Source organism: Enterobacter cloacae complex sp. FDA-CDC-AR_0164, from assembly GCF_003071645.1.
Lineage (GTDB): Bacteria > Pseudomonadota > Gammaproteobacteria > Enterobacterales > Enterobacteriaceae > Enterobacter > Enterobacter ludwigii.
In genome coordinates, this window is the sequence record NZ_CP028950.1 from 3,427,828 (window position 1) to 3,452,486 (window position 24,659).

The 24,659-nt window shown below is 54.7% G+C and carries 26 protein-coding genes and 1 riboswitch; of the genes, 12 read left to right on the forward strand and 14 right to left on the reverse strand.

Annotated elements, in window-relative coordinates:
• Positions 1 to 8 precede the first annotated feature (8 nt).
• Positions 9 to 198, reverse strand: a riboswitch (yybP-ykoY riboswitch).
• 198 nt (positions 199 to 396) lie between these two features.
• From AM410_RS16955 to manX, 4 genes are read right to left on the reverse strand one after another with little or no spacing between them, the layout of a single operon-like run.
• Positions 397 to 855 carry a DUF986 family protein gene (locus AM410_RS16955; protein ID WP_108648158.1) on the reverse strand — a complete coding sequence of 153 codons (459 nt, stop codon included), beginning with the start codon at positions 853 to 855 and terminating at the stop codon, positions 397 to 399.
• A gap of 54 nt (positions 856 to 909) precedes the next feature.
• Positions 910 to 1,761 (reverse strand): PTS mannose transporter subunit IID, encoded by an 852-nt coding sequence (locus tag AM410_RS16960; RefSeq protein ID WP_006810994.1) that lies wholly within the window; start codon positions 1,759 to 1,761, stop codon positions 910 to 912.
• Between the two features lie 12 nt (positions 1,762 to 1,773).
• On the reverse strand, positions 1,774 to 2,574 hold the full coding sequence (manY, locus tag AM410_RS16965) for a PTS mannose transporter subunit IIC (RefSeq protein WP_014170599.1): 801 nt from the start codon (positions 2,572 to 2,574) through the stop codon (positions 1,774 to 1,776).
• 47 nt (positions 2,575 to 2,621) lie between these two features.
• Positions 2,622 to 3,584 (reverse strand): PTS mannose transporter subunit IIAB, encoded by a 963-nt coding sequence (gene manX, locus AM410_RS16970; RefSeq protein WP_108648159.1) that lies wholly within the window; start codon positions 3,582 to 3,584, stop codon positions 2,622 to 2,624.
• Between the two features lie 317 nt (positions 3,585 to 3,901).
• Here manX and AM410_RS24375 point away from each other — a divergent pair, with 317 nt between their 5' ends.
• Both AM410_RS24375 and yoaE read left to right on the forward strand, forming a co-directional pair.
• Positions 3,902 to 4,060: a protein YoaL gene (locus tag AM410_RS24375; RefSeq protein ID WP_370874538.1), complete on the forward strand. Its 159-nt coding sequence runs from the start codon at positions 3,902 to 3,904 to the stop codon at positions 4,058 to 4,060.
• Positions 4,048 to 5,607 carry a CNNM family cation transport protein YoaE gene (gene yoaE, locus AM410_RS16980; protein WP_014170597.1) on the forward strand — a complete coding sequence of 520 codons (1,560 nt, stop codon included), beginning with the start codon at positions 4,048 to 4,050 and terminating at the stop codon, positions 5,605 to 5,607. The genes AM410_RS24375 and yoaE overlap by 13 nt, the downstream gene beginning before the upstream one ends.
• A 6-nt stretch (positions 5,608 to 5,613) precedes the next feature.
• Here the strand turns inward: yoaE and AM410_RS16985 are convergent, their stop codons facing one another.
• From AM410_RS16985 to pabB, 4 genes are all read right to left on the reverse strand, one after another.
• Positions 5,614 to 7,212, reverse strand: a complete 1,599-nt coding sequence (locus AM410_RS16985; protein WP_020883423.1) for an EAL domain-containing protein — start codon at positions 7,210 to 7,212, stop codon at positions 5,614 to 5,616.
• 141 nt (positions 7,213 to 7,353) lie between these two features.
• On the reverse strand, positions 7,354 to 8,718 hold the full coding sequence (gene sdaA, locus AM410_RS16990; RefSeq protein ID WP_032680789.1) for an L-serine ammonia-lyase: 1,365 nt from the start codon (positions 8,716 to 8,718) through the stop codon (positions 7,354 to 7,356).
• A gap of 184 nt (positions 8,719 to 8,902) precedes the next feature.
• The gene (locus tag AM410_RS16995) at positions 8,903 to 9,481 is read right to left on the reverse strand and encodes a CoA pyrophosphatase (RefSeq protein ID WP_014170594.1); all 579 of its coding nucleotides are present in this window, start codon (positions 9,479 to 9,481) and stop codon (positions 8,903 to 8,905) included.
• A gap of 6 nt (positions 9,482 to 9,487) precedes the next feature.
• Positions 9,488 to 10,834: an aminodeoxychorismate synthase component 1 gene (pabB, locus tag AM410_RS17000; RefSeq protein ID WP_032680790.1), complete on the reverse strand. Its 1,347-nt coding sequence runs from the start codon at positions 10,832 to 10,834 to the stop codon at positions 9,488 to 9,490.
• 61 nt (positions 10,835 to 10,895) lie between these two features.
• Between pabB and AM410_RS17005 the strand changes: the two genes are divergently transcribed.
• Complete coding sequence (locus tag AM410_RS17005; RefSeq protein ID WP_020883426.1) at positions 10,896 to 11,078, forward strand: YoaH family protein; 183 nt, start codon at positions 10,896 to 10,898, stop codon at positions 11,076 to 11,078.
• 6 nt (positions 11,079 to 11,084) lie between these two features.
• On the opposite strand, the gene AM410_RS17010 is transcribed toward AM410_RS17005, so the two are convergent.
• Positions 11,085 to 11,429: a RidA family protein gene (locus tag AM410_RS17010; protein ID WP_014170591.1), complete on the reverse strand. Its 345-nt coding sequence runs from the start codon at positions 11,427 to 11,429 to the stop codon at positions 11,085 to 11,087.
• Positions 11,430 to 11,560: 131 nt separating this feature from the next.
• Here AM410_RS17010 and AM410_RS17015 point away from each other — a divergent pair, with 131 nt between their 5' ends.
• The 5 genes from AM410_RS17015 (at position 11,561) to rnd (ending at position 17,939) form a co-directional block, all read left to right on the forward strand.
• Positions 11,561 to 13,471, forward strand: a complete 1,911-nt coding sequence (locus tag AM410_RS17015) for an ATP-dependent DNA helicase (RefSeq protein ID WP_014170590.1) — start codon at positions 11,561 to 11,563, stop codon at positions 13,469 to 13,471.
• A gap of 66 nt (positions 13,472 to 13,537) precedes the next feature.
• Positions 13,538 to 14,233, forward strand: coding sequence for a tRNA (adenosine(37)-N6)-threonylcarbamoyltransferase complex dimerization subunit type 1 TsaB (gene tsaB, locus AM410_RS17020; protein WP_014170589.1), 696 nt, complete (start codon positions 13,538 to 13,540; stop codon positions 14,231 to 14,233).
• Between the two features lie 37 nt (positions 14,234 to 14,270).
• On the forward strand, positions 14,271 to 14,852 hold the full coding sequence (locus tag AM410_RS17025) for a Slp family lipoprotein (protein ID WP_014170588.1): 582 nt from the start codon (positions 14,271 to 14,273) through the stop codon (positions 14,850 to 14,852).
• A gap of 202 nt (positions 14,853 to 15,054) precedes the next feature.
• On the forward strand, positions 15,055 to 16,740 hold the full coding sequence (gene fadD, locus AM410_RS17030; RefSeq protein WP_025203871.1) for a long-chain-fatty-acid--CoA ligase FadD: 1,686 nt from the start codon (positions 15,055 to 15,057) through the stop codon (positions 16,738 to 16,740).
• Positions 16,741 to 16,823: 83 nt separating this feature from the next.
• Positions 16,824 to 17,939: a ribonuclease D gene (rnd, locus tag AM410_RS17035; RefSeq protein ID WP_123266851.1), complete on the forward strand. Its 1,116-nt coding sequence runs from the start codon at positions 16,824 to 16,826 to the stop codon at positions 17,937 to 17,939.
• A 78-nt stretch (positions 17,940 to 18,017) separates the two neighbouring features.
• Here the strand turns inward: rnd and minE are convergent, their stop codons facing one another.
• Genes minE through minC form a run of 3 tightly spaced genes read right to left on the reverse strand, consistent with a single transcriptional unit; the run spans position 18,018 to position 19,834 of the window.
• Entirely contained in the window at positions 18,018 to 18,287 is a 270-nt protein-coding gene (gene minE / locus AM410_RS17040; protein ID WP_008500504.1) for a cell division topological specificity factor MinE, read from the reverse strand.
• Positions 18,288 to 18,290: 3 nt separating this feature from the next.
• Positions 18,291 to 19,103, reverse strand: a complete 813-nt coding sequence (minD, locus tag AM410_RS17045; protein WP_014170584.1) for a septum site-determining protein MinD — start codon at positions 19,101 to 19,103, stop codon at positions 18,291 to 18,293.
• 23 nt (positions 19,104 to 19,126) lie between these two features.
• Positions 19,127 to 19,834, reverse strand: coding sequence for a septum site-determining protein MinC (minC, locus tag AM410_RS17050; protein ID WP_020883433.1), 708 nt, complete (start codon positions 19,832 to 19,834; stop codon positions 19,127 to 19,129).
• 124 nt (positions 19,835 to 19,958) lie between these two features.
• Here minC and AM410_RS17055 point away from each other — a divergent pair, with 124 nt between their 5' ends.
• From AM410_RS17055 to AM410_RS17065, 3 genes are all read left to right on the forward strand, one after another.
• Positions 19,959 to 20,234 (forward strand): YcgL domain-containing protein, encoded by a 276-nt coding sequence (locus AM410_RS17055; protein ID WP_020883434.1) that lies wholly within the window; start codon positions 19,959 to 19,961, stop codon positions 20,232 to 20,234.
• A 47-nt stretch (positions 20,235 to 20,281) separates the two neighbouring features.
• Complete coding sequence (locus AM410_RS17060; protein ID WP_108648160.1) at positions 20,282 to 20,941, forward strand: fumarylacetoacetate hydrolase family protein; 660 nt, start codon at positions 20,282 to 20,284, stop codon at positions 20,939 to 20,941.
• A gap of 93 nt (positions 20,942 to 21,034) precedes the next feature.
• Positions 21,035 to 21,478, forward strand: coding sequence for a YcgN family cysteine cluster protein (locus AM410_RS17065; protein WP_020883436.1), 444 nt, complete (start codon positions 21,035 to 21,037; stop codon positions 21,476 to 21,478).
• Between the two features lie 28 nt (positions 21,479 to 21,506).
• Here the strand turns inward: AM410_RS17065 and dsbB are convergent, their stop codons facing one another.
• Positions 21,507 to 22,037, reverse strand: coding sequence for a disulfide bond formation protein DsbB (dsbB, locus tag AM410_RS17070; RefSeq protein ID WP_020883437.1), 531 nt, complete (start codon positions 22,035 to 22,037; stop codon positions 21,507 to 21,509).
• A 143-nt stretch (positions 22,038 to 22,180) separates the two neighbouring features.
• The gene (gene nhaB, locus AM410_RS17075) at positions 22,181 to 23,719 is read right to left on the reverse strand and encodes a Na(+)/H(+) antiporter NhaB (RefSeq protein ID WP_108648161.1); all 1,539 of its coding nucleotides are present in this window, start codon (positions 23,717 to 23,719) and stop codon (positions 22,181 to 22,183) included.
• Between the two features lie 201 nt (positions 23,720 to 23,920).
• On the opposite strand from nhaB, the gene fadR reads away from it, so the two are divergent.
• Positions 23,921 to 24,640, forward strand: coding sequence for a fatty acid metabolism transcriptional regulator FadR (gene fadR, locus AM410_RS17080; RefSeq protein WP_025203875.1), 720 nt, complete (start codon positions 23,921 to 23,923; stop codon positions 24,638 to 24,640).
• Positions 24,641 to 24,659: the final 19 nt, after the last annotated feature.

Consider the following 24,659-nt stretch of genomic DNA (forward strand, 5'->3'; position numbering starts at 1 on the left):
AAGCGTCCAGACCGGGAGATATCCATATGACACATCACTGCCCCCAGTAAACAGCAGTTGATGTATCTATGGTCTCGCCTGACCGCCTTGCACAAATCTGTGCGGCAAACGGTCCGTACGTGCCACGTTTTTCAACGAGTATGTTGACACGTACATTTCCTGCGAACAGGAAATCAGCTACTCCCCAACGACGGGCGCAACCTTAACATATTTTGAGAATATAAAACAACAATGAAACGGCATTATTTCGCCAATGTGTTGATAACGATTTTCATTTAGATTTATGCGTGAAAATAACGTTAATAAATATAAGAGAAATGGCAGAATGGAATATAGCTTTGGCTATATCAGGTGCGCAAAATAAACGCAGAATACAGCCAAGGCTATGTAGTTAACTTACTGAGTTTTAAGCATTAGTTTGTATATTCTTTCCAGATCGTCAATATTCTTTACCCGAATAAGCAGCCGGCGTTGCTCTAATTGCATCACCAGTACACCGTCTTCCGATAAATTCATCTCTTTAATACGGTTATATTCTATCCATACATTGGCAAAGAAAAACCCGCGGCTTTTAAAAATGATTTTCGGAACACGGATCCAGAACAGATAAATCGCCATTAATGCCAGCGCACATAATAACCATGTGGTTAATATTGCACCATGACCGGTCACGTTGTTGTATATAAGAATGACGATGAGACCGGCGAAGATAAACGCATCCACGCGGCTGCGTCGCAGAAGGGGCAGGGAGAGCAGCGTTTCGCCGTGGCGGCGGGGCATGATGAACTCGTCATAGATCGCATATGCCAGAAGGGCCACAATAAACAAAACCAGTACGATGTCCGTGACAGTCATTCATCCTCCAGATAAAAAAACCGGGGGCAAGCCCCCGGCGTATTACGTGATGTCTTACAGGCCCAGCAGACCGACAGCGTAGCCCGCGATACCGATGACGAAGAAGCCAACAATGATCCACAGCGGGTTAACTTTCTTACGCAGCAGCCACATACAGGCGAAGGTCAGCAGCAGCGGTACCAGACCCGGCATCAGCTGGTCCAGAATCGTCTGCACGGTGGTAACACGGGTCTGACCATCCTGACCGGTGATGGTGGACACCACCAGCGGGATGTTCACGTGCGTCCACTTGTTAACCAGTGCCCCCATGACAAACAGGCCGAGGATTGACGCCCCCTCAGTCAGTTTCTGCAGGAAGCCGCCGCCCATATCCTTAACGATGTCCACCCCTTTACGGTAACCGTAAGCCACACCGTAGTAACGGGTCAGCAGACGTACCGCATTGAACAGGATGAAGAACAGCAGTGGCCCAAGCAGGCTTCCGCTCATGGCGATACCGGCACCCAGCGCCGCGAAGACCGGACGCACGGTACCCCAGAAGATCGGGTCACCGACGCCTGCCAGCGGACCCATCAGACCGACTTTGATACCGTTGATGGCACCATCGTCAATCTCTGCGCCGTTTGCACGCTGCTCTTCCATCGCCAACGTCACGCCCAGAACCGGAGCCGCCACATAAGGATGGGTGTTAAAGAATTCCAGGTGACGCTTAATCGCCTGACGGCGCGCTTCGTTGTTTTCCGGATACAGGCGTTTGATAGCCGGTACCATGGAGAAACAGAAGCCCAGCGCCTGCATACGTTCGAAGTTCCATGAACCCTGAAACAGGTTAGAACGGATGAACACGCCACGAATATCACCCGGAGTGAGTTTTTTCTCAGTGGTAGTTTTTGTCATATCAACCATTTCGCTCACCTGCTAGTCCAGTTCGTTATCGAGATCGTTATTACCAGCAGCCTGCGCTGGGGCACCCGCAACGCGGTTATATTTCGGGCTGAGCTGGATGTAGAGAATCGCCATCACTGCACCAATCACACCCAGCGCAACCAGGTTGAAGTTGGTGAACGCAGCAGTAACGAAGCCGAGGTAGAAGAACGGCATCAGGTAGCCTGCGCGCATCATATTGATAACCATCGCATAACCAACCACCACAATCATACCGCCTGCGATGTTCAGACCGCCGGTGACCACTTCTGGAATGGCGTTCAGCATGCTCTGTACTTCGCTGGTACCGACGGAGATCGCAACGATAACGGCCGGGATCGCGATACGCATCGCCTGCAGGAACAGGGACGAGACGTGGATCCAGGAGAGCGCCGTCAGGTTGCCATTTTCGGCCGCCTTATCCGCCGCGTGCTGGAAGGCCACGGTGATAGTACGCACGATGATGGTCAGTACCTGACCTGCTGCTGCCAGCGGGATGGCCAGGGCAATACCTGCACCGATACTCTGGTGACCGGCAATAACCAGAACCGTAGAAATGATGGACGCCAGCGCGGCATCAGGCGCAACTGCCGCACCGATGTTCATCCAGCCCAGGGCAATCATTTCCAGGGTACCACCGATGATGATCCCGGTTTTCATATCACCCAGAACGGCACCAATCAACGTACAGGCCACCAGAGGGCGGTGGAACTGAAATTCATCAAGTACGGATTCCATACCCGCAATACACGCGACGATGAACACCAGCACAATCTGAAGAGTGGTAATCTCCATTGTACTTCTCCTATTACATAAGCTTTATGTGAAAAACCGGCGCGGGCTTATTTCCCAACTTTACCGATCAGATCCATCATTTTCAGTTTCTGATCCGTGGAAACCTTACGGGCTTCCAGTTCGATACCGCGTGCATTCAGCTTGTTGAATGCCTCAATATCTTTCGCATCGACTGAAATGGCGTTGTTGACCTGCGTTTTGCCCTGACGGAATGCCATACCACCAATGTTTACGGAGGTAATTTTCACGCCGCCTTCAACCAGGCGTTCAACGTCTGTCGGGTTTGTGAACAGCAGCATCACGCGCTCGCCCGCATATTTCGGGTTGTTATAAACGCGGATCATTTTGGCGACATCCACCACGTGCGCGGTAACGCCAGGAGGAGCAACCTGTGTCAGAAGGGTTTTACGTACGGTATCAGCAGCAACTTCATCGCTGACGACAATAATGCGTCGAACGTTGGTCTCTTTGGTCCAGCGCGTTGCCACCTGGCCGTGGATTAAACGGTCATCGATACGGGCAAGGCCGATCACCATGTAATCATTCGGGCCCATGGGCTTCGCCGGGGCTGCGGCTTTTGGCGCCGCGGCCACTGGAGCAGGCTTCTCAACCGGTTGTGCTTTCAGCGCTTTCACGCCTTCGCGACCGGTTTCAACTGCCAGAGCGACCAGTTCATCAAAACTCGGATTGTCGTCGCGTGCCATGAAGGTTTCCACCAACATGGGGATATTCACCCCGGCGACAACTTCATAATGCTCTTTATCGACGACAATGCGGCTGGCAGCATTGAACGGACTGCCTCCCCATGTATCAACGAGAAACAGCACGCCTTTGCTGGTATCCAGTTTCTGCAGTTGAGCAGTGTACTTCTCAATCAGCGTTTCAGCGTTTTCACCGGGAACGAAATCGATCCTGCCGACGTTTTCCTGCTCACCCAACAGCATCTCTGCTGTTTTGAGTAACTGCTCTGCAGCCCAACCATGTGTGCCTATGACAATAGCAATGGTCACTTGCTACCTCCTTTTATTATCATTAATACGCCTGCCAGGCAGTCGCACTGTGAATCGTATCTGGCCAACCGAATCGATTCAGAAAAGGGTTAGAGTTAAAAAAACTAAGACTTCCGCGAATTATTTTAGATAGTGAAAAAATAATTTATGTGATGAAGATCCGTAATTTAGCTATGGGTTACAGAATTATCTGTAAGGTAAAGCAGCTGTGTTACAGATCTTTGCAAAGGAACGTAAATCTTTGCTAAAAACGCATTGTCTCTGATATGTTTAGCCTCCGTTTAATTGTTCAGGAGTATAGGGCTACAGCCCACTATATGGACCGTCACCGACGTCAGTCATCCTCCAGGCCATTCCGCGCCTGTTTCACCGGCGATCCTCGCCACGTATCGACTCTGTCTGCCTCTGTTTTGCCCACGTTGAGTGGGGCACCGTTTGGTCATTCCGTTAGCAGGAGCGTTTCATGGAATTCTTAATGGACCCGTCAATCTGGGTGGGATTGCTCACGCTGGTCGTGCTTGAGATTGTTCTCGGCATTGATAACCTGGTGTTTATTGCCATCCTTGCGGACAAACTGCCGCCAAAACAACGTGATAAAGCGCGTCTGATCGGCCTCTCTCTGGCACTGGTCATGCGTCTGGCACTGCTGTCCGTGATCTCGTGGATGGTTACGCTGACGAAGCCGCTTTTTTCCGTCATGGATTTCACCTTCTCCGGCCGTGATTTGATCATGCTGCTCGGGGGGATATTCCTGCTTTTCAAAGCAACGACAGAGCTTCACGAGCGGCTGGAAAATCGCCAGCACGATGATGGACACGGTAAAGGCTATGCCAGCTTTTGGGTCGTGGTACTGCAGATCGTGGTGCTTGATGCGGTCTTCTCGCTGGATGCGGTGATCACGGCTGTTGGCATGGTGAACCACCTCCCGGTGATGATGGCTGCGGTGGTTATCGCGATGGCGGTGATGCTGCTGGCGTCTAAGCCACTGACGCGCTTTGTGAATCAGCATCCGACGGTCGTGGTGCTCTGCCTTAGCTTCCTGTTGATGATTGGTCTGAGCCTGGTGGCGGAAGGTTTTGGCTTCCATATACCAAAAGGCTACCTGTACGCCGCCATTGGCTTCTCGATCCTCATCGAGCTGTTTAACCAGATTGCACGACATAACTTTATCAAGCAGCAGTCTACCCAGCCGCTGCGTGCGCGTACGGCTGATGCGATTCTGCGTCTGATGGGCGGTCGCCGTCAGGTCAACGTGCAGAATGACAATGAAAGCCGTAACCCGGTTCCCGTCCCGGAAGGGGCATTTGTGGAAGAAGAGCGCTATATGATTAACGGCGTGCTCTCCCTGGCCTCCCGCTCGCTGCGCGGCATCATGACCCCGCGCGGTGAAATCAGCTGGGTCGATTCCCGTCTGAGCGTTGATGAGATTCGCCAGCAGTTGCTCTCTTCACCGCATAGCCTGTTCCCGGTATGCCGGGGTGAACTGGACGAGATCATCGGCGTGGTGCGTGCGAAAGAGATGCTGGTGGCGCTGGAAGAGGGGATTAACGTCGAAGCCGTCGCCGCCGCATCACCGGCGATTGTGGTGCCGGAAACACTGGATCCTATCAACCTGCTTGGCGTCCTGCGCCGCGCACGCGGTAGCTTTGTTATCGTCACCAATGAATTTGGTGTGGTGCAGGGTCTGGTGACGCCGCTCGACGTGCTTGAAGCCATTGCCGGTGAATTCCCGGATGCGGATGAAACCCCGGAAATTGTCTCCGACGGTGACGGCTGGCTGGTGAAAGGCACCACCGATCTGCACGCGCTACAGCACACGCTGGGTCTGGAAAACATCATCAACGATGAAGAGGACATTGCGACCGTGGCTGGGCTGGTTATTGCCGTCAACGGACAAATCCCGCGGACCGGCGATATCATCGAACTGCCTCCGCTGCAGATCACGATAATCGAAGCGAATGACTATCGCGTCGATATGGTGCGCATTGTTAAAGAGCAGTCGGCCCACGACGAAGAAGAGTAACTGAGCCTAGCGTAACGGCATCAGCGGAACGATATGCCCGTTACGCGGTGCTGGCGGAGACGAACTCTCCGCCAGCCATTGCGGAAATTCCCTCAGCGGCATAGGCTGCGCAAACAAAAATCCCTGCAGTACCTCTACCCCGTGATGACGCAAATACCGCGCCTGCTCGGGCGTTTCTACCCCTTCAGCCACCAGCTCAATGCTAAGCCGTTGTCCGAGCGCAATGATGATGTCCGTCACCGTGGAGTTCACGGCATCAGTGCCGATAGCGCTGGTAAAGGACTTATCAATTTTCAGCACGTCCGGATGCAGCTTTTCCAGCCACGAGAGAGAGCTATTGCCGGTGCCAAAATCATCTATGGCCAGCTTCACGCCCTGACGGTGTAACTCTCTTACAATGCGATAATCCACGTCCTGCAGCGCGTCACGCTCCGTCAGCTCCACAATCAGCTGCTGGGTGGGATGCGCGCTGAACCAGTAGCGGTTCAGGTCCTGAATGAGCGTTCCATGCCGGAAATGGCTGGCGGCGGCGTTAATGCCAATGTGGAAGCCGGGCGTTGCCGGAAAATAGCCAATCTGACTCACCGTCTCGTTAATGACGTAACGTGTGAGAGGGATAATCAGGTTGTGCTCTTCGGCGAGCGGAATAAAAACGTCCGGGGAAATCCATCCCTGACGGGGGTTGTTCCAGCGCAGCAGGATCTCCACCCCCACGCATTTCTGCGTGCGGGCATTCAGCAGCGGCTGGCAAAACAGCTCGAATTCACGTGCGGCCAGGCCAAGGTTAATTTCCCAGGTAAAGCTCATGCGGTTCGCGGTCGCAAGCCAGGCGACGTAACCCATCAGCAGACTGAGCATCAGCGCCAGCGGCAGCTGAGAGGGCAAATATATCAACGCCAGTTCGCTGGCTCCCGGGCCACTGACGGTAATGGTGAACGGGAAATGGCTGGATTGCTGGCGCAGAACCCTCTCATCATCGTTTATTGTCAGCGAGTCGGAGACATTTTCACCGTAGCGCAGGTATTTATCCCCCACGGTCAGGGCCACGTCGGTGATAAGTGGGCGCTGTGGCTCCAGCATCAGGCGAGTGATGAGATCGATATTCACAATCTGCATCACCCCATCTTCTCCGCTATCAGAAACCGGATACCACTGGATCAGGATCGGGCTTCCCTTAAGCAAGGATTTGTCGGTGGAGAGCACCAGCTTTGTTTCGGCGGACGGCAGGGCAGGCTGAATCTCTCGCAACGGGACGTCGCGATTGCCGAAAATACTTGAACAGTAAAGGATACCGTCTTTGACCAGTGCAATTGAGCGCACCGTTTGCAGTGAGGCCGCCTGTTTTCGTAACACTAAATGCGCCTGAGAGCAGGGCGCTCCGACCAGTGCCAGCAGCGGGTTGCGCCCTTTTTCCAGCGGCAATAAGACGTTATCCAGCACGTTGACGGAGTGCGCCGCAAAGTTCAGGGTGTTTTGCTGATTTACGTTACGCTGTGAAATAAAGCGTATACCCAGCGTAATGATGAGCGTGAGAAGCGCAACCATCACGCAGACGATGACGCGTTTTCGGCGATACTTTTTTATGATCCTCTGTGCTGTTTGCATGGGAGGCCGCCCAATACGCCTTCAGCACCAAAAGCCGAGGCAACACAGCAAGTGTAGTGGGGAAATATTAAGTCGACGAGAAAGGGATAAAAATTCGCCCATCCGTGGAAGATGGGCGAGAGAGGCGTTGAGGTGAAACGGTTAGTCGCACTGCACCTTTATCGCCAGACCGCCGCGGGAGGTCTCACGATATTTGGCGTTCATGTCTTTACCGGTTTCGTACATGGTCTCGATAACCTTGTCCAGCGAAACGCGTGGCTCGCTGGTACGGCGCATGGCCATACGCGTGGCGTTGATCGCTTTTACCGACGCGATAGCGTTACGTTCAATGCATGGTACTTGCACCTGACCCGCAACCGGATCACAGGTGAGACCGAGGTTATGTTCCATACCGATTTCAGCCGCCACACAGACCTGCTCCGGGCTGGCGCCCAGCAGCTCTGCAAGACCGGCCGCGGCCATAGAACAGGCCACGCCCACTTCACCCTGACAGCCCACTTCAGCGCCAGAGATAGACGCATTCATCTTGTACAGCGCACCAATCGCCCCTGCTGCCAGGAAGTAGCGAATGTAGATATCAGGCGTTACGGGTTCAATAAAGTGATCGTAGTAGGCCAGTACCGCCGGAACGATACCGCACGCTCCGTTCGTTGGTGCAGTCACCACCCGGCCACCCGCGGCGTTTTCTTCGTTCACCGCCAGCGCAAACATGTTCACCCAGTCGACCACGTTCATCGGGTCGTTAGAGAATTTGTCTGTGGTGACCAGCATACGGCGCAGCGCAGAGGCGCGACGCGGTACGCGCAGTGGCCCAGGCAGTACGCCTTCGGTGTTCATGCCGCGATCGATACAGGCCTGCATGGTTTGCCACACGTTCGCAAAATAGTCTTCAATTTCTTTTTTGCTGTGCAGCGCCAGTTCGTTCTGCATCACCATGCCGGAAAGTGACAGACCGGTTTCATGGCAGTAGTCCAGCATCTCTTTGGCGGACTTGAACGGGTAAGGTACGTTCACATCACCCGTTGTATCTTTGCCGAAGTGTTCCTCATCAACGATAAAACCACCGCCAATGGAGTAATAGGTTTTGCTGTAGATCACTTTGTCGCCGCTAAAGGCGTGGATCTGCATACCGTTTTCATGCAGGGAGAGGTTATCGCTACGAAAACGCATGCCGTCATCATGCGGGAAATCCACTTCATGTTGACCGTTTGCCAGCAGCAGGCGGCCGCGCGTTTCCACGTCGCGGATAAATGCCGGAATGGCATCAATATCTACGGTATCCGGCATATTGCCCGCCAGACCCATAATAATGGCGATATCGGTGTGGTGGCCTTTACCCGTTAATGACAGTGAGCCGTAAACATCTACGGCAACACGGGTAACGCTTTCCAGTAATCCTTTTTCGACCAGATCATCGACGAACTGTTTACCGGCCTTCATCGGGCCAACAGTATGGGAAGACGAAGGGCCAATTCCCACTTTGAACATGTCGAATATACTAATCACTTTCACACTCCTGACAGGGTTACCGGGGTTCCAGTAACGATGTTATAACTGCGCATAGTGTAAGAGGGAAGACCGACCTCGGCTTAACTATTCACATGAATTAAACTAATGGTTAACGATGGTTTTGCTAATAGCGCGACGCCGATCGCAAACCTGGCAGAAGAGGGTGGAATGTAAAGTATAGTCAAGGCTTCAGGCCGATTTGCAGCGCCAGTTCACGAATGATGCCCGCCGTCATGCCCCAGACAAAATAATGCTGATACCAGGACAACCACACCCGGTGCGCATGACCCCGACGCTGGATATCCAGCGGATGATAACGCCCGAGCCGAAGAGCCTCTTCCAGCGGCATCTCAAACACCGCAGACACTTCATCGACGCTGGCGTGATATTGCAGATCCGGCGGGATAATGCCGACCACCGGTGTGACCTGAAAACCGGTCACGCTGTCGACCGGCGGCAGCACGCCAATGATCTCAACCGCTTCAGGCGGAATGGCGACCTCTTCCTGGGCTTCGCGCAGCGCGGCAGCAATCAGCGAGGCGTCAGAACTGTCCACGGCGCCGCCCGGAAAGGCGACCTGACCGGCGTGCTTACGTAAATGTGGCGAACGCTGGGTGAGCAGCAGGCCCGGCTGCTCACGACGGACCACCGGGATCAACACCGCTGCCTGACGTTGATTGAGGGCTTCGCGGCTCACGTTGGGCCGCAAAAGCTGAAAGCGCGACAGAAAATCATCCAGCGTCAGGTTCTCTTTTTCCACCCGTCATTACTCCAGTTGTTTCAGGATACGGTTAACTTTATCAAAGGTTTCCTGATATTCCGCATCGACCTGGCTATCCGCAACAATTCCGCCCCCTGCGGAACAGTACAGATTCCCATTACAGGCGGTCAGCGTTCGAATGGTGATGCTGGTATCCAGCGTACCGCAGAGACTGATATAGCCAATGCTGCCGCACCAGGCGTTTCGACGATGCGGTTCCAGCTCATCGATTATTTGCATTGCCCGCACTTTAGGCGCGCCGGTTATCGAGCCCCCCGGGAACGCGGCGCGAAGCAGATCGCAGGCCGTGCGCGAGGCGGGCAGTTGCGCGGTAATGGTGCTGACCAGGTGATGTACCGCGGGGAACGGCTCGACGACAAACAGTTCAGGGACACGCACGCTTCCCGGTACGGCGACCCGGCCAATGTCGTTACGCATGAGGTCGACAATCATCAGGTTTTCAGCGCGATCTTTTAACGAGGCCGCCAGTTTTTCCGCCTGCTGGCGGTCGGCAACAGGATCGGCCAGGCGGGGAAGCGTGCCTTTAATCGGTCGCGTCTGAATAGTGCCATCGGCAAGATGAATAAAACGCTCGGGCGAGAGGCTCAGGATAGCGCCCTGTTCCAGGCGCAGAAATGCACTGAACGGTGCCCGGTTACTGGCGTTGAGGCGGGTAAATGCCTGCCACTCATCGCCTTCACAGGTTGCCTGAAAACGCTGGGCAAGGTTGACCTGATAGCAATCACCGCTCTGCAGATACCCCTGAACCCGCTCAAACTTCGCGGCGTACTCCCGCGCGGTCATGTTGGCGCGCCACGCAGAGGTCAGGTGGAAATCCGCTGTTGCGACGGGGACCTGTGCCTCAAGCCAGGCAAGCCGGGCGGACACATCCTGATGGCTGAGCAGAGAGACCGCCTGCTTGTGGTGATCGACGATTATTGCCCAGTCGTAAAGCCCCACCGCCATATCCGGCAGCGGAATGTCGTCCTGCGCAGTCTCCGGCAAGGTTTCGAAACGGCGACCTAAATCATAGCCGAACAAGCCCAGCGCACCCCCCTGGAAGGGAAGGTCGGGATTTTGCGGAACGGTTAAGCCCAGCGCGTCCAGCGCCTGCTGAAGTAATGACAGCGGATCGTCCGTTGACTGCGTTTCGCCCGTCGTAGTCACATTCCCTTGTGTTATCAGGGTCTGCAGAGGGTCGGCAACCAGAATATCAAAGCGGCTATAGGGATGATCCGCATAACCGGAGTGCAGCAACATCGCAAAAGGAAGATGGCTGAGGCGGGCAAACCAGAATTCCGCGGCGTCTGAACGCCAGGGTAATGAAATGACTGTAGGGGGTAACGGGTTCATGTGTGGCATACTACCGGGCAGCGTGAAATAATTAGCGCGGATAATTTAGCAGGAGTTGACAATGTTTGCAGGTTTACCTTCTCTGAGCCATGACCAGCAGCAGAAAGCGGTTGAGCGTATTCAGGAACTGATGTCCCAGGGGATGAGCAGCGGACAGGCGATCACGCAAGTTGCTAATGAACTTCGCGCCACCCACACCGGCGAGCGGATCGTGGCGCGTTTTGAGGATGATGAAGAGGAGTAATCCGGCTTAAACCGCCGCGATAATCTTAATTTCGACTTTGTATTCCGGCTTCATCAGCGTCGCCTGTACGGTACACCGTACGGGCGCATGTCCCGCCACAACCCAGGCATCCCAGGCTTTATTCATCGCCGCAAAATCGTCTTTACTGGCAAGAAAAATGGTCGCATCCAGAATGCGTGATTTGTCGCTGCCTTGCTTTTCCAGCACGGCGTCAATCTGCGCCAGCGTATTCGCCGTCTGTTCGAAGGCATCTGCGTCGAGATTTTCCGGTACACCGGTGTAGTAGAGCGTCTGGTTATGGATGACCACATCAGACCAGCGTGCTTCGGCATCAATGCGCACAATTGTCATAAACGTTTCCTCGTTATTTTCATGTCAGTCGCCAAGACTGCCATATTGTGTTCCCCTCGTCACTATTTGGGGTGGCACTGGAGAGGATGGGCTGACATAATCCCTGTGCAAAAATACAGTGAGAGAGCAACGTGGCAGACGATTTTTCCCCAGAAGGTCAGTTAGCACAGGCGATTCCCGGTTTTAAACCGCGTGAACCCCAGCGGCAGATGGCGCATGCCGTGGCCCGCGCAATCGACACCGCGCAGCCGCTGGTGGTGGAAGCCGGTACCGGCACGGGCAAAACCTATGCCTACCTGGCGCCAGCGCTGCGGGCTAAAAAGAAAGTGATCATCTCCACCGGGTCTAAAGCGCTGCAGGACCAGCTTTACAGCCGCGATCTGCCCACGGTCGCCAACGCCCTGAAGTATAAAGGCCGCCTGGCGTTGCTGAAAGGCCGCTCCAACTACCTCTGCCTGGAACGGCTTGAGCAGCAGGCGCTGGCGGGCGGTGATCTGCCGGTGCAGACGCTCAGCGATGTCATTATTCTTCGCGCCTGGGCCAATCAGACGGAGGAGGGGGATATCAGCACCTGCGCGAGCGTGCCGGAAGACTCTCCCGCCTGGCCGCTGGTCACCAGTACTAACGACAACTGCCTGGGGAGCGACTGCCCGCTGTATAAAGATTGTTTTGTGGTGAAAGCGCGTAAAACCGCCATGGATGCGGATGTCGTGGTGGTCAACCACCATCTCTTCCTTGCCGATATGGTGGTTAAAGATAGCGGCTTTGGCGAACTGATCCCGGAAGCGGACGTGATGATCTTCGATGAAGCCCACCAGCTTCCTGACATCGCCAGCCAGTATTTTGGCCAGTCGCTCTCCAGCCGCCAGCTGCAGGACTTAGCGAAAGATTTCACCATTGCCTACCGCACTGAGTTAAAAGATACCCAACAGCTGCAGAAGTGTGCTGACCGCCTGGCGCAAAGTGCGCAGGATTTTCGCCTGCAACTGGGTGAGCCGGGCTATCGCGGTAATCTGCGTGAGCTGCTGGCAGACAAAAATATCCAGCGCGCGCTGTTGCTGCTCGATGATGCCCTTGAGCTTTGTTACGACGTGGCGAAACTATCGCTCGGCCGTTCCGCACTGCTGGATGCCGCCTTCGAGCGCGCCACGCTCTATCGGGCACGTCTCAAACGGCTGAAAGAGATAAATCAGCCGGGGTTCAGCTACTGGTATGAATGCACCTCCCGCCATTTCACGCTGGCCCTGACGCCGCTGACGGTGGCGGATAAATTCAAAGAGGTGATGGCGCAAAAACCGGGAAGCTGGATCTTCACGTCGGCAACCCTTTCGGTGAATGACGATCTACACCACTTTACCGGGCGTCTGGGGATTGAGGAGGCGGAGTCGCTGCTGCTGCCCAGCCCGTTTGATTATGAAAAACAGGCGTTGCTCTGCGTTCCGCGTAATCTGCCTCTGCCTAACCAGCCCGGTGCGGCGCGCCTGCTGGCGGCAATGCTCAGGCCGATGATCGAGGCCAACAACGGCCGCTGTTTTATGCTCTGCACCTCCCACGCGATGATGCGCGATCTGGCGGAACAGTTCCGCGCCACCATGACTTTGCCGGTTCTGCTTCAGGGTGAGACCAGCAAAGGGCAACTGTTACAGCAGTTTGTCAGTGCCGGTAACGCCCTGCTGGTAGCCACCAGCAGCTTCTGGGAAGGGGTGGACGTGCGGGGAGATACCCTGTCGCTGGTGATCATCGATAAACTGCCGTTTACTTCGCCGGACGATCCGCTGCTGAAGGCACGTATGGAAGACTGCCGTTTGCGCGGCGGCGATCCTTTTGATGAGGTCCAGCTACCGGACGCGGTGATCACCCTTAAACAAGGGGTAGGGCGCCTGATTCGCGACACAGACGACCGCGGCGTGCTGGTCATATGCGATAACCGGCTGGTGATGCGCCCTTACGGTGCGACCTTCCTTGCCAGCTTGCCGCCCGCGCCGCGCACGCGGGACATTAAACGCGCGGTTCGCTTCCTGGCAAACCCAACGGCGGAGTAATTTGCCCGTGAGTATGCTAAGATGCGCGCCATTTTGTGACTGACCATTGCGAGAGCGCGACGACTGATGCGAATTCTGGCTATTGATACCGCGACAGAGGCCTGTTCTGTTGCTCTGTTGAACGACGGTGCTATCTCTGCTCATTTCGAAGAGTGCCCACGAGAACACACCCAACGCATTCTGCCTCTGGTTAAAGAGATTTTAACCCGGGGCAACACCACCTTAACCGACCTCGACGCACTGGCCTTTGGCCGTGGCCCCGGCAGCTTTACGGGCGTACGCATTGGAATTGGCATTGCGCAGGGGCTGGCGCTGGGCGCAGAACTGCCGATGATCGGTGTTTCCACGCTGGCAACCATGGCGCAGGGCGCATGGCGCATGACCGGTGCAACGCGCGTTCTGGCGGCCATTGACGCCCGAATGGGAGAAGTTTACTGGGCAGAATACACCCGCGATGAAAACGGCATCTGGCACGGTGAAGAGACCGAGGCTGTCCTCAAGCCGGAAGCGGTGACCGAGCGGCTGAAACAGCTGTCCGGCGAGTGGGCGACAGTAGGCACCGGCTGGCCGGCATGGCCAGAGATGGCTAACGGCACCGGGATCACGCTGACAGACGGAAACATGCTTCTGCCCGCCGCAGAGGATATGCTTCCCATCGCCTGTCAACTGCTTGAGGCGGGCAAAACCGTGGCCGTTGAACATGCGGAGCCGGTTTATTTGCGAAACACCGTCGCGTGGAAGAAACTTCCAGGCCGGGAATGAATCTCAGTAACAGGAACTGAGAAAAAGGAGTCGCATCATGGCGGTTCAGACTAACGTTGTACGCCTTTTTATGGCAGGCGCAGTGGCCATAGCACTGAGCGGATGCGTTTCCGTTCCTGATGCGATTAAGGGCAGCAGCCCCACGCCACAGCAGGATCTGGTTCGCGTGATGAATGCGCCTGAGCTTTACGTCGGCCAGGAAGCGCGCTTTGGCGGCAAGGTTATCGAGGTGCAAAACCAGCAGGGGAAAACCCGTCTGGAGATTGCCACCGTTCCGCTGGATAGCGGTGCGCGGCCGATCCTTGGCGAACCTTCCCGCGGGCGTATTTATGCCGACGTTGGCGGTTTTCTCGACCCGGTCGATTTTCGCGGACAGCTGGTCACCGTCGTCGGCCCGATTACCGGTTCGGTAGAGGGCAAAGTCGGCAACACGCCGTATAAATTTATGACCATGCAGGTCAACGGGTATAAGCGCTGGCGGCTGACACAACAGGTCATCATGCCACCTCAGCCGATGGATCCGTGGATGTGGGGTCCACATCCTTATCGGTATGGCTACCCGGGCTGGGGCTGGTATAACCCGGGACCTGCACAGGTTCAGACAATCGTTACTGAGTAACTCCCTGTAATTGTTAGAAAAGAGACAGCGGCTCAGCCGCTGTCTCTGTTTTTTACGAATAAAACGAAAAAAAAGAGTGACGCGCTTCGCAACCTTAAATCTGAACAATTAATAAACTGGTACGCTGAGTTAATATAATGTTAACAAACTGTTTATTATCGGGGTTGTGATGACGACGAACACTCATTTCAGAGGTGATGCATTGAAGAAGGTTTGGCTTAACCGTTATCCCGCAGATGTTCCTGCCGAGATCAATCCTGACCGTTATCAATCCCTGGTTGAATTGTTTGAACACTCGGTGAGGCGTTACGCAGACCAGCCTGCTTTTGTGAATATGGGCGAGGTCATGACGTTCCGTAAACTTGAGGAGCGTAGTCGGGCGTTCGCCGCCTATCTGCAGGAAGGGCTGGGGCTGCAAAAAGGGGACCGCGTCGCGCTGATGATGCCGAACCTGCTGCAATACCCGGTGGCGCTGTTCGGTGTCCTGCGTGCCGGGATGATTGTTGTCAACGTTAACCCGCTGTATACGCCGCGGGAGCTGGAGCATCAGCTCAACGACAGCGGTGCCGCCGCCATTGTGATTGTCTCTAACTTTGCCCACACGCTGGAAAAAGTAGTCGACAAAACCCAGGTCAAACACGTCATCCTGACGCGTATGGGGGATCAACTCTCAACCGCCAAAGGCACACTGGTTAACTTTGTCGTCAAATACATCAAACGTCTGGTGCCGAAATACCACCTGCCGGACGCGATCTCCTTCCGCAGTGCGCTGCAGGCGGGCTACCGCATGCAATACGTTAAACCGGAAGTGGTATCAGAAGACCTCGCGTTTCTGCAGTACACCGGCGGCACAACGGGTGTGGCTAAAGGCGCCATGCTGACCCACCGTAACATGCTGGCAAACCTTGAGCAGGTGAATGCCACCTACGGACCGTTGCTGCACCACGGAAAAGAGCTGGTGATCACCGCGCTTCCGCTTTATCACATCTTCGCGCTGACCATGAACTGTCTGCTGTTTATTGAGCTGGGCGGTCAAAACGTATTGATCACGAACCCGCGCGATATTCCGGGGCTGGTGAAAGAGCTGGCGAAATATCCGTTCACCGCCATGACCGGGGTGAATACGCTGTTTAACGCGCTGCTCAACAACAAAGAGTTCCAGAAGCTCGATTTCTCCACACTGCACCTCTCTGCGGGTGGCGGTATGCCGGTTCAACAGGCCGTTGCCGAACGCTGGATGAAACTGACGGGTCAGTATTTACTGGAAGGCTATGGCCTGACGGAGTGCGCCCCGCTGGTCAGTGTGAACCCGCACGATATCGACTATCACAGCGGAAGCATTGGCCTGCCGGTTCCGTCGACGGAAGCCAAACTGGTTGATGATGACGATAACGACGTGGCGCCAGGTGAACCGGGCGAACTCTGTGTCAAAGGGCCGCAGGTGATGCTGGGCTACTGGCAACGTCCTGACGCGACCGATGAAATTATCAAAGACGGTTGGCTGCACACAGGTGATATCGCCGTGATGGATGAAGAGGGCTTCCTGCGTATCGTCGATCGTAAGAAAGACATGATTCTGGTTTCCGGTTTCAACGTCTACCCGAATGAAATCGAAGATGTGGTGATGCAGCACAGCGGCGTGCTCGAAGTGGCTGCCGTAGGCGTCCCTTCCGGGAGCAGCGGCGAGGCGGTGAAGATTTTTGTGGTCAAAAAAGATCCTTCTCTTACGGAGGAGGCGCTGATCACCTTCTGTCGTCGTCAGCTGACCGGCTACAAGGTGCCGAAGCTGGTTGAGTTTCGCGAGGAACTGCCGAAATCGAATGTCGGAAAGATATTACGACGAGAATTACGTGACGAAGCCCGTGGCAAAGTAGACAATAAGGCCTGAGCTTCACGCTAATCGCCCAGACGCCGGTTAAGCCGGCGTTTTTTATGGGCGCAAACAAAAGAGAATCCGTTTTGAATTACCAGATAATCACGACCAACGACGAGCTGGCTTCGCTGTGCGAAGTGACGCGCGACTTTCCTGCCATTGCCCTGGATACCGAGTTTGTCCGCACCCGGACCTACTATCCGCAGCTGGGGTTGATTCAGATGTACGACGGTAAACACGTGTCGCTGATCGACCCGCTCGGCATTACCGACTGGACGCCGATGCGTGACCTGCTGCTCGATACTGCGGTAACGAAATATCTGCACGCAGGCAGTGAAGATCTGGAAGTCTTTCTGAATACTTTTGGCGTCATGCCACAACCGTTGATTGATACACAGATCCTCGCGGCCTTCAGTAATCGACCGCTCTCATGGGGCTTTGCCGCCATGGTTGAGGAGTATACTGGCCTGACGCTGGATAAAAGCGAATCCCGCACCGACTGGCTGGCACGCCCATTAACCGAGCGTCAACTGGAATACGCGGCGGCAGACGTGTTTTACCTCCTGCCGATTGCCGGCCAGCTGATGAAAGAGGCGGAAGCGTCAGGCTGGTTGCCCGCCGCGCTGGATGAGTGCCGAATGACGCAGCAGCGTCGTCAGGAAGTGGTGGATCCGAAAGAGGCCTGGCGCGATATCAGTAACGCCTGGCAGCTGCGTACGCGTCAGCTGGCGTGTCTGCAGTTGTTAGCGGACTGGCGTTTGCGTAAAGCACGCGAGCGCGATCTGGCCGTTAACTTTGTGGTACGCGAAGAACACCTCTGGGCGGTCGCGCGGTATATGCCGGGCAGCATGGGCGAACTGGACAGCATCGGGCTTTCCGGCAGCGAGATCCGTTTCCACGGTAAAACCCTGCTTGCGCTGGTGGCAAAAGCGCAGGAAATGCCGGACGAAGCACTGCCGGAGCCACTGCTGAATCTGATGGATATGCCGGGCTATCGCAAGGCGTTCAAGGATATCAAAGCGCTGGTGCAGGACGTCGCGACGCAAAGCAAACTGGGCGCGGAACTGCTGGCGTCACGCCGTCAGATTAACCAGCTGCTGAACTGGCACTGGAAGCTGAAACCTCAGAATGGTTTGCCGGAAATGATGGCGGGCTGGCGCGGGGAATTGATGGCCGATCGCCTGAATACGGTGCTGGAAGGTTATCCGCGATAATGAAAATGCCGGGTCATGCTGACATGCCCGGCACATTTCCCCGGCGGCATACGCTTACCGGGGATACACAATCCCGAACTACGGACGTGACTCTTCGGCTTCCGGGAGCGTAACGTTCAGCTCCAGAATCGAAATATCCCCGTCTTTTTGCTCCAGCTGCACCGTGACCATCTCCGGGTCAATCTGCACATACTTACAGATCACTTCCAGGATGTCCTTACGCAACTGCGGCAGGTAGTGTGGCTCGGCGTCACTACGACGACGCTCCGCAACGATGATTTGCAGTCGTTCTTTTGCGATGTTGGCGGTGTTCTTTTTCCGCGAGAGAAAAAAGTCCAGTAATGCCATAACTTATCCTCCGAACAGGCGTTTGAGGAAACCTTTCTTCTCTTCTTCAATGAAGCGGAAAGGACGTTCTTCTCCCAGCAGACGGTCAACGGTATCCGCGTACGCTTTACCTGCATCTGCCATTGTATCCAGGATCACTGGCTCGCCCTGGTTAGAGGCGCGCAATACGGATTGATCTTCCGGGATCACGCCGACCAGTTTGATGCGCAGGATCTCCAGCACGTCTTCCATGCTAAGCATGTCACCTTTGTTCACGCGACCCGGGTTATAGCGGGTCAGCAGCAGGTGCTCTTTAATGGGTTCTTCGCCATTTTCCGCACGACGCGATTTGGAGGCGAGGATCCCCAGAATACGGTCCGAGTCACGCACGGATGAGACTTCAGGGTTGGTGGTGATGATGGCTTCATCAGCGAAGTAGAGTGCCATCAGGGCGCCCGTTTCGATGCCGGCAGGGGAGTCACAGACAACGAAGTCAAACTCCATTTTTTTCAGCTCGTCGAGCACCTTTTCCACGCCTTCGCGGGTCAGGGCGTCTTTATCACGCGTCTGAGAAGCCGGAAGGATGTAGAGGTTTTCGGTGCGCTTGTCTTTAATCAGCGCCTGGTTCAGTGTGGCGTCACCCTGAATGACGTTCACGAAGTCATATACCACGCGACGTTCACATCCCATGATCAGGTCGAGGTTACGCAGACCGATATCGAAATCGATAACGACGGTTTTCTTTCCCTTCTGGGCCAAACCAGTAGCGATGGCCGCGCTGGAGGTGGTCTTGCCAACGCCTCCTTTACCCGAAGTAACAACAATAATGCGTGCCATAGAAATTCCTTGTTAAAAAGGGATCAATTCAACGGTTGAACGGTCAACGCGTCGTCTGCCAGTCGCAGACGAGCCGCTTTGCCATAAAATTCGGCTGGGATCTTGTCGCTCAGCCAATATTCACCTGCGATGGACACCAGTTCCGCCGTCAGATGAGTACAAAATATTTGCGCATCCCTGTCACCACTTGCACCCGCGAGCGCACGCCCACGCATCATACCGTATACGTGAATATTGCCATCTGCAATCAGCTCTGCGCCAGCGCTGACGTGGCTTGTAACAATCAGATCACAGTTTGGTGCATAAATGCGCTGACCGGAACGAACCGGCACATCAATCAATCGCGTTTTTGTGACAGGTGTAACGTTTTGCACCGGAGGAGGGGGCGTTTGGACTGCCGCAGGGGCAGGACGCGCGGCTTTTTCTTTGCCTTCGGTCAGAATGGGCAGACCCGCCCGGTCAATTTCTGCTTTTAGCTCAGCATCTTTGCAGCCGCTGATACCGACGATACGCAACCCGGTCGCGGCCACGGCTTGCTGGAGAAGTTTCCAGTTAACCGGTGCATCCAGACCACTGACATTCACGACGACGGGGGCATGTTTCAGAAAAGCGGGAGCCTGCGCAATTTTGTCTTCTAACGCCTGACGAATAACCTCGGGTTTTGCATCATGCAAATGTACCACTGATAAGGTGAAGCTACTGCCTTTAAGCTCGATTGGCGTGTTTGACATCCTGGCCTTACTCAATTTGCTATTAACCGCAACACCGCCGTTGCGATATTCCGAAGAGTATCAGGCATGTTATAGTCAGGAGTATATTGAGGCAAGCAACCACCCATTAATTCAGAGTAAAAACATGTTTTGTGTGATCTACAGAAGTACAAGTCGTGACCAGACCTATCTTTATGTCGAAAAGAAAGACGATTTTTCGCGCGTACCTGAAGAATTAATGAAGAACTTTGGCCGACCTCAGCTGGCGATGCTGCTGCCGCTGGATGGCCGTAAGAAACTGGTCAACGCCGATCTGGAAAAAGTGAAAACCGCATTAGCGGAGCAAGGCTATTATTTACAGCTCCCGCCACCACCCGAGAATTTATTAAAACAGCATCTTGAGGTGAACGGGAAAAAATAGTCCCGGCTGTTTTCGGGGTTAACACATCAACCGTTTAGGGGTCGTACATGTATCAACATCATAACTGGCAAGGTGCATTACTGGATTATCCCGTCAGCAAAGTGGTCTGCGTAGGCAGTAACTATGCCAAACATATTCAGGAGATGGGCAGCGCGACGCCAGACGAGCCGGTTCTGTTCATCAAACCAGAAACCGCGCTGTGCGATATTCGCCAGCCGCTGGCGCTGCCGCAGGGGTTGGGGTCGGTGCATCATGAAGTGGAGCTGGCCGTGCTGATTGGCGCGACGCTGCGTCAGGCCTCCGAAGAGCATGTGCAAAAGGCGATTGCCGGATACGGTGTCGCGCTCGACCTGACCCTGCGTGATGTTCAGGGCAAAATGAAGAAAGCGGGGCAGCCGTGGGAAAAGGCTAAAGGGTTTGATAACGCTTGCCCGATCTCCGGTTTTATTCCGGTAAGTGAATTTACCGACGATCCGCAGAACACCGTGCTTAGCCTGAAGGTTAACGGCGAGATCCGCCAGCAGGGCACCACGGCAGATATGATCCATAAAATTGTGCCGCTGATTGCCTACATGAGCCGCTTCTTTACCCTGAAACCGGGCGATGTGATCCTCACCGGTACGCCAGAAGGTGTCGGCCCGCTGCAGGCCGGTGACGAACTGGACGTCAGTTTTAACGGCCTGTCACTGAAAACTCGCGTGCTGTAAAAGCATCTTGCCGCCTGAAGAGGGCGGCAAAACTTGCAACAACGTGCCAGACTCGTTATAAGGTGCGCTCTCTTTTGACGTGTGGACATCCTGATGAACAACATTCCTTTCTGGCAAAGCAAAACTCTCGACCAAATGACAGACGTGGAGTGGGAATCGTTGTGTGACGGTTGCGGGCAGTGCTGCCTGCATAAACTGATGGATGAAGATTCGGACGAAATCTATTTCACCAACGTTGCCTGCAAGCAGCTGAACATCAAAACCTGCCAGTGTCGCAACTATGAGCGTCGCTTCGAGTACGAGCCGGATTGCATCAAGCTAACCCGTGAGAACCTGCCCACCTTCGAATGGCTGCCGCATACCTGCGCCTATCGTCTGCTGGCGGAAGGCAAAGACCTGCCAAAATGGCACCCGCTGCTGACGGGCTCCAAAGCGGCGATGCACGGTGAACGCATCTCTGTGCGTCATATTGCGGTGAAAGAGTCAGAGGTACAGGACTGGGAAGATCACATCATGAATCATCCCAACCGTGGATAAGAAAAAACCCGCCGAGGCGGGTTTTTTTTTACCTGCCAAATAGGTCGCGTTTCTTGGGTTTGAACGGCTGTGCGATGAGCACCAGCAGCGCCACAATGAAGTAGGCCACAAAAATCCCCACCAGCCACTGCGGCATCTCAAGGCTCAGGAATTCCCACTGGCGCACAGAGCAGTCACCGGAAGCAACAAACACCTGCGGCAGCCATTTATCAAGCGGCAGCCAGCTCGGGAAGCGGGCGGCGAAATCACAGGTCATAAAAGGTGACGGATGCAGTTGCATCATGGTGTGCTGCCAGGAGAGCTCAATACCTTTCCAGGCGCTGTACAGCCAGATGGCAATTGCGGCATAGCGTAACGGCGATTTAGGGGCAATCGCACCCACCAGACCCGCACCCATAATGCCGAACAATGCACAGCGTTCGTAAATACAGAGTACGCAAGGCTGAAGTCCCATCACATGCTGGAACCACAGCGCGACCATTTCCAGCGCAAAGGCGGTCAGGGCCATTAACAACCACGCTCCGCGACCGCGAGAGCACTGGTTTAAAAATCTCAACATAATCATTTCCCTGGAACATGCTTAGAAAGCGCAGTGTAAACGAATTCGTTTTTCGCGCCACCTGTACCTGACGAAATAAAACGTAATTGGATGTTTATCGTGCGAAAAGGTAAACGGGCAGCAAGCTGCCCGATATATCAGGTTTACTGCGCGGCAAGTATACCCGCTTGTATCAACCATTGCGTACAGGGAATAAGGGTAATTTTGACGCAAAGCAATCCTACAAGCGTGAGCACCAGCGTATAGGGAAGCGCCATCCAAACCATTCGCCCATAAGAAAGACGTATGAGTGGAGCCAGCGCAGAGGTCAGCAGGAACAGGAACGCTGCCTGACCGTTGGGTGTCGCCACCGACGGCAGGTTGGTCCCGGTGTTAATTGCCACCGCCAGCAGTTCGAACTGTCCGGCGCTGATGACGCCTTGCTCCATGGCCGTTTTGGCCTCGTTGATATAGACCGTGCCAACAAACACGTTATCCGAGATAGACGACAGTAGCCCGTTAAACAGATAAAACAGCGAAAGCTGAGCATCCGGTGCCGCCTGCAAGACAAAGGTAATGATCGGCGCGAAAAGCTTCTGGTCGATGATCACCGCGACGACCGCAAAAAAGACGGCCAGCAGGGCGGTAAAGGGCAGGGCTTCCGTAAAGGCTTTGCCAATCGCATGCTCATCCGTCACGCCGGTAAAACTGGTGGCGAGAATAATCACCGACAGGCCAATTAAACCGACTTCGGCAAGATGAAACGCCAGCGCGGCGATAAGCCAGACGCCAATGACGCCCTGTGCAATAAGACGCAGCGTCTCCTGACGCGTCCGCTGGCTACGGCTTTGCTGGTCGAATTTCTGCAGCTCCTGACGTACGGGCGCCGGAATATGCGCGCCATAGCCAAAGAGGCTGAATTTCTCCACTACCACACAGGTCGCCAGACCGCACACCAGAACCGGTATGCTCACCGGTGCCATTCGCAGGAAGAAATCACCAAAATGCCAGCCCGCAGCTTTAGCAATAATCAGGTTTTGCGGTTCACCCACCATCGTCATCACGCCGCCCAGGGCGGTCCCGACGCCGGCATGCATCATCAGGCTGCGCAGGAAGGCGCGGAACTGTTCCAGTACCTCGCGGTGGTCATTATCGACCTGGCTGTCATCAAGCAGGTCATCGCCGGGACGTGAAGAGGCCACCCGATGATAAATACCATAAAACCCGACCGCGACGCTTATCACCACGGCGACCACCGTCAGCGCATCCAGGAAGGCTGAAAGAAATGCCGCAGCCACGCAGAAAGCCAGCGACAAAAGCGTTTTTGAAGGGATGCTCAGCAGCAGGCGGGTAAAAATAAACAGCAGCAGCTGTTTCATAAAGTAGATGCCGGCCACCATAAACATCAGCAGCAGAAGCACTTCAAGGTTTGAGGCCAGTTCTGCTTTTACATGCTCGGCGCTGGTCATGCCAATGACAACCGCTTCAATGGCCAGCAAACCGCCAGGCAGCAGGGGATAGCACTTCAGCGCCATGGCCAGGGTGAAGATAATCTCCGCGACCAGCAGCCACCCGGCAATAAACGGGTGCACAATAAAGATGAGAGGATTAACAACCAGGAACACCAGAAGTATCAGCTTGTACCAGTCGGGAGACTGGCCTAAAAAATTGCGCCATAACGCGCGCCCAAAAGAAATTTCCACGACAGACGTTCTTCCCCGTGAAGTAAAACAAAACATCAGTATACGCAAAAATCACGGTCTGGAGGGGGATTCGGCTGCAATGTAAATTTCATAAAAATGAAACGGCGATCCCTCTTTTCTCTCACTGCTGCGCTATCTGCCTCTGCGAGCCTCTGGTATGATGAGTGCAATTTGCTAAAGCTGTGTAATGGAAATCTCACTATGGTCATTAAGGCGCAGAGCCCGGCGGGTTTCGCGGAAGAGTACATCATTGAAAGCATCTGGAATAATCGTTTCCCTGCAGGGTCCATTCTTCCGGCTGAACGCGAACTCTCTGAACTGATTGGCGTCACTCGCACCACGCTTCGGGAAGTGCTCCAGCGACTGGCGCGTGATGGGTGGTTGACGATTCAGCATGGCAAGCCAACAAAAGTAAACAATTTCTGGGAAACCTCCGGGCTGAATATTCTTGAAACGCTGGCGCGCCTCGATCATGAAAGCGTGCCGCAGCTGATTGATAATCTGCTCTCCGTGCGTACCAATATCGCTACCATCTTTATTCGTACGGCTTTCCGTCAGCACCCGGAAGATGCGCTCCAGGTTCTGGCCAGTGCCAACCAGGTGGAAGACCATGCGGATGCGTTTGCCACCCTTGATTACAACATCTTCCGCGGCCTGGCGTTTGCCTCCGGTAACCCGATTTACGGCCTCATCCTTAACGGCATGAAAGGGCTCTATACCCGTATCGGTCGTCACTACTTTGCCAATCCGGAAGCCCGCAGTCTGGCGCTGGGCTTTTACCACAAGTTGAGCGAGCTCTGTTCCACCGGTCAGCACGATCAGGTGTATGAAACCGTGCGCCGCTACGGCCGCGACTCCGGTGAAATCTGGCACCGGATGCAAAAAACGCTGCCGGGTGACCTGGCCATCCAGACCCGCTAAAAGAAAAAACCTCTCAGCT